Annotated in this window: 7 protein-coding genes; all 7 read right to left on the bottom strand. The window is 55.8% G+C overall.

Features of this window, described 5'->3' with window-relative positions; translation table 11 throughout:
• Positions 1 to 345, bottom strand: a 345-nt coding sequence (locus JRI95_16330; protein ID MBW2063111.1) for an asparaginase, incomplete at its 3' end; no start/stop codon positions are given.
• A 235-nt stretch (positions 346 to 580) separates the two neighbouring features.
• A complete protein-coding gene (locus tag JRI95_16325) occupies positions 581 to 1,084 on the bottom strand; it encodes a transposase (protein ID MBW2063110.1) in 504 nt (167 codons plus the stop codon).
• Between the two features lie 225 nt (positions 1,085 to 1,309).
• The gene (locus JRI95_16320; protein ID MBW2063109.1) at positions 1,310 to 2,068 is read right to left on the bottom strand and encodes a TrmJ/YjtD family RNA methyltransferase; all 759 of its coding nucleotides are present in this window, start codon (positions 2,066 to 2,068) and stop codon (positions 1,310 to 1,312) included.
• 5 nt (positions 2,069 to 2,073) lie between these two features.
• Positions 2,074 to 3,240: a CinA family nicotinamide mononucleotide deamidase-related protein gene (locus tag JRI95_16315; protein MBW2063108.1), complete on the bottom strand. Its 1,167-nt coding sequence runs from the start codon at positions 3,238 to 3,240 to the stop codon at positions 2,074 to 2,076.
• An 88-nt stretch (positions 3,241 to 3,328) separates the two neighbouring features.
• On the bottom strand, positions 3,329 to 4,186 hold the full coding sequence (locus JRI95_16310) for a phosphoribosylformylglycinamidine synthase subunit PurQ (GenBank protein ID MBW2063107.1): 858 nt from the start codon (positions 4,184 to 4,186) through the stop codon (positions 3,329 to 3,331).
• The gene (locus JRI95_16305; protein MBW2063106.1) at positions 4,183 to 4,362 is read right to left on the bottom strand and encodes a hypothetical protein; all 180 of its coding nucleotides are present in this window, start codon (positions 4,360 to 4,362) and stop codon (positions 4,183 to 4,185) included. The genes JRI95_16310 and JRI95_16305 overlap by 4 nt, the downstream gene beginning before the upstream one ends.
• A partial coding sequence (locus JRI95_16300; protein ID MBW2063105.1) for a phosphoribosylformylglycinamidine synthase occupies positions 4,359 to 4,773 on the bottom strand: 415 nt, incomplete at its 5' end. The genes JRI95_16300 and JRI95_16305, both read right to left, overlap by 4 nt.

Raw genomic sequence — 4,773 nt, 5'->3', positions numbered from 1 at the left:
CCGGTGAACCCCGCAGTCCAGAGCCGTGGGTTTGAGGCCGATCTTGTCCAGGATGGAACGCACCGCCGCGACCTGAAAATCCTGGCCGTTTAATGATCCGCACATGACGGCCATCTCAGCCGGGGTCAAACCAAACCGGTCAGCCGCCCCGGTTTCAATGACCGGCAGGGCCTGGAGCGGCTTGGCGGCTGAACGCAGGAAAACCACCTCCTCCGGGTCGCCCAGGGTCGTGACCTGACGGCCCGAGGCCTCAACCACTAGGATCGAGCCGCGGTGCAGGCTCTCGGTCAGCCCGCCGCGGGTAACCCGAACCAGAGGCGGCGGTGCGCTGGATATGGAATTCATTTCTGTGCCTCCTTAATAAACTCATGGTACAGCCAGGTTAGTTGATGAATCCCTGAGCCAACCATGTGAACTTAGTTTTATATCCACAAAGTAGGCTGTGAAAGAGCTAATACGATTCCAATGATCTGTTATTGACAAGTGATCTGTCCGGTTTATTTTGACAAGTAAAGTGTCCGACGGGTGGCCCCGACAATTTTGTCGGGGTGCGTCAGCACAAGAGGTCTGCCTCTAGTGTTTATCCAATCGCTACCCCGACAGATTTCCCTTGTTCGTAATAACGGGCGGAGCTGTCAGGCCACGCACACGGCGTATTCGCCAAGCCCGCTCCCACTGGGTTGTTATGCATGTACTTAAGTTTCTCAATAAGCTTTTCCTCTGAGAAGACATTGAGGCTATGGTAGTGACGTTGCCATACCGGGTCATTCAGATTGATTTTTTCAATATAACGAGTCTGAATCTGTTTGAGAACTCGCTTGATATGGACGGAGCTTCGCTGTTTCCATTGCTTCATAAAAAAGCTGAGTTGTCCTTGCTCAGGGAACCGGACGAGAGCATGTACATGATCAGGCATAATAACAAAACCAAGGCAGTTCCCATTTTGTTTTAGCAGTTGTGAGGCTAATACACTGACCACAATATGCCTAGTTCGTGGCTCATCCAGAAGGCGGCGTCTCTTGTACCAGGAAAACGTAATGAAATGCGCATGACCTTTAGGGTCGTGGATAAGCCTTTTTTTCATGGGTTCATCATACCTGGCCAACCCGTTCCGATCAACCCTCTTGTCGCTTCGCGACCTCGACAACAAGTTGTCGAGGCCACCCGTCTGAGGCTTAATGTGTGTCTAAGGAACCAGGTGCAGTACAAGAAAAACAAATGAAGGAAGAATTGGACAAAAGAGATCCCGCCGAATATTTGAAGCAACCTGTAAAATCGGCTACTGAGACTCAAGGATAAATCTGATAACCTATTTAGCCTTCTCTTTCTTCGGCCAGGACCCGTGCTGGGTCACATACAGAATCTGGCGGGCCAGGCCGCGCACCAGGTTGCAGTCTTCATGGGTCAACCCGGCCCGGTTAAAAATGCGCCCAAAACTCATGAGCCAGTAATCTGGGTTCTCCTCAGGCAGGAAGCGCAGCTCGAGAAGCGCCTTTTTCAAATGATCATACATGGCCTGGACTTCATGGGCCGGAGCGAGATTTATCCGTGGGGTTGGAATTTCATCAGACTGAGCCATGAGGAGTTCGTAACCCATGATCAGCACCGCCTGGGCCAGGTTGAGGGAACTTGTCGCCGGAGAAGCCGTGGGGATGGAAACAACGGCCTGGCAGAGGCGCAGTTCTGCCGATGTCAGCCCTGTCCTTTCCGGTCCGAAGACAATGGCGATGCGGTTGTCCTGACTCAGTTCAATCAGCTTCCGGGCCAGCGCCCTGGGGGACGAGAAGGGGCCGCGCTTTGGCCCTGTCCGGGCCGTGGTGCCGACCACGTAATTAAAATCAGACAGGGCCTCGGCTAGATTGTCATAAACCGCCAGGTCTTGAGCTAGACGTTGGCCGACCCTGGTGGCTGCAGCCATGATGATATCTTCCTCCATCTGCCTAGGCTCAACCACGATCAACCGGCCCAGGCCCATGTTGCCTGCGGCGCGGGCCGCGGTGCCGATGTTTTCTGAAAGCTGGGGCTGGTGAAGAACCACGGCCACATTTTTCAGGTTCACGCCGCTCATTCCTGTCAATCTCCCCGTAAAAAACGGTACAAGGTGAAGAGGACCATTGTCCCGGCCCGTGTGAGCCTTATGGGAAGCGGGCCGCCGAAAACCTGAGATCGTTCGTACTGCGCCTCAGGTCCGCTGACATGGACCTCGACCCTGAGCCGTTCATTCTCAAAAAATCCGGCCGCAGTTAGGCAGACGTCTGCCTCGAACTCCTTGCGGGTTCGGGTACACAATTCGGCTGGAGGCGATGGATGATCAAGGATCAAGCCGCCTTTAAATAAATCCGTTCTGACCGCCCGTCCCAATTCTGAGCAGATTACCCCTCTGGTAACCGCGTCCACCACGGCCAGGCTTTGCCCTTTCTCTTCGAGCAGTCGGGCCGTGTTTCCGGCCAGGGTTTCCTTATCATGGCCGAAGATGAATGGTCCGACCTTCTCCTGAATGCGGGCTTCACCCTGATCCAGCAGGCGCAGGGCTTCCTCTGCGCTCCCGGCCCGAGCGGTCAGCCGGACCATGGTTTCAAACTGGGAGGCCTGGAGGCCGATGGTCGGATTTTTCGATGAAACGATAATCTCCTTGAGCTGGGCGTCCACATTGCTCTCGCCCAGGCCGTAAACCTTGAGGACACGATTCTGGATGACCTGGCCGCCCAGATCGTATTTCTTCACCAGGCGAGGTAAAGCCTCCTCCTTGATCATGGGCTCCACCTCTCTGGGCACACCGGGCAGACAAAAAACGATGCGGTCGCCGGTCTCATAACAGAAGGCCGGCGCCGTGCCTCTGGGGTTGGGAATGACTTCCGCCCCATCGGGAATGAAAGCCTGGCGGCGATTATTCGGAGACAGCTTGAAGCCCGCCCGCTTAAACAGCTCCTGGATCCATTCCCACAGCTCTGGATGAAAGCAAAGCTCCCGTCCCAGGACCTCAGCCCAGACTTCCCGCGTCAGATCGTCCTCAGTCGGCCCGATCCCGCCGGTGGTGATCACGACCTGGCATCTATCCAAGGCAATTTGAAAGGCTTCTGACATCCTCTTCCGGTCGTCACCCACGGTGGTGTGATAGGCCAGGCCCACTCCGATATCGGACAGGGCCCGGGCCATATAAGCGGCGTTTGTATCCACCAGCTGGCCGAGTACCAGTTCCGAACCAACGGTTACCACCTCAGCCCATGTCTCAGGCTTCATTTTCGCCTCCTGAAAAAGAATTTCCTTTTATTATCTCTGCGCTCTCCGCGGTTAATGGTTTCTATTCTTTCAATTGGTTGGATGGAACTCAGAGCAGGTTTTTTTTCGCGTATTGCACGGCATTGCGAAAGATGAGGAGGCCGTGGCCGTCCAGATCTGTGGGGGTTTGGCCTGAGCGTCTCATTCGGTCCAGGGTCCTGGTCCAGTCGGGATGATTGGACAGGTGGTGAAAGGCCTCAGGGTGAGGCATCAGCCCGAAGATGCGGCCGGTCTCGTCACAGATACCCGCGATGTCATCGAGTGAACCATTGGGGTTGTATGGAAAAGCGCCTTGGGCCGGTTCATAGTCTGGCGTGGCGTATCTCAGGGCCACCTGGCCGGAATCCTTGAGCCTATGGATTGTTTCTGATGAGGCGTAGAACTTGCCTTCGGCGTGGCGGATAGGCAGGTCAATCCTGGCCAGGCCTTGTGTAAAAACGCACCTGGAGCCGGGGTCTGCCACCAGGCAGACCCAGTCGTTGCGGAAATTTCCACAGTCATTGGCCGTGAGGGCCACGGTGCGGGTCTGGTAATCACCATCCATGCCGGGGAGTAATCCCATGTTCACCAGGGCCTGAAAGCCGTTGCATATTCCGAAAATCAGCTTGCCTGCGGTGATAAACTCTTCCAGATGATCGCCCAGGTGAGAACGAAGCTTAAGCCCCAGAAGCACACCGGCCCCGTGATCGTCGGCCCAGGAAAATCCGCCGTCAAGGACCAGGATATGATAAGAGGCCAGGCCTGGCCCCTGGCGGCAGAGGGAGATAAGTTCATTGACGTGAACGCGCTCAGCCTCAGCCCCGGCGCACCTCAAAGCGTACTCGGTTTCGAGATCGCAGTTGATCCCGAATCCGCTCAGGACAAGCGCACGCGCCTTTTTTTTAAGGGTCTCTTTCACCTGAGTCATCTCAGGTCTCCAAAAGGCCGCTTGAAAGCGGTACGTAAATCCTCGATATCGGCCCGAACAACCTCTCGGCCGCCGGTTGTGATCAATAAGGTACGATCGTCCCGAACTTGGCCTGCCAGGGCTAGGGGCAGCCCCTGAAAAAAATCCTCAAAACGGGCCTGATCTTCCGGCCTCACAGTGACCAGGAAACGGCCCGTTCTGTATCAACCACGAGACGGTCCAGATCAACATCAGCCCCCAGGCCGCCGCCCAAGGAGGCCAGAGCCAGGTGGACACCCAGGCCGCCCCGGTAAAGACCGCGCGCCGAAGCGATCAAACCGTCCTGGTAAGACCTTGAAAAGGCCTCATAAAGGGACAGATTGGCGGTAAAATCGGTCTGAGGCACGTTCAGGCCAAGGTATCCAAAGAGGTCGTAGTACTCGGAGCCGCCTAATTCATTTCGGGTGACGCCCAGGACATAGATCAGATCATCGGGGGCCTTGAATTCCATGGTCTGGCAGCGCATGACGTCATCAATGACACCGGTCGCGGTAAACTGAAGGGTGGGCAGGCCGGAGACCTTGTGCTTTTCGCCATAGGGTCCGGCC

The organism is Deltaproteobacteria bacterium (genome assembly GCA_019308995.1).
Classification (GTDB): Bacteria; Desulfobacterota; Desulfarculia; order Adiutricales; family JAFDHD01; genus JAFDHD01.
Note: the sequence above shows the minus strand (reverse complement) of the source record. Positions and strands in the feature narration are given on the sequence as shown.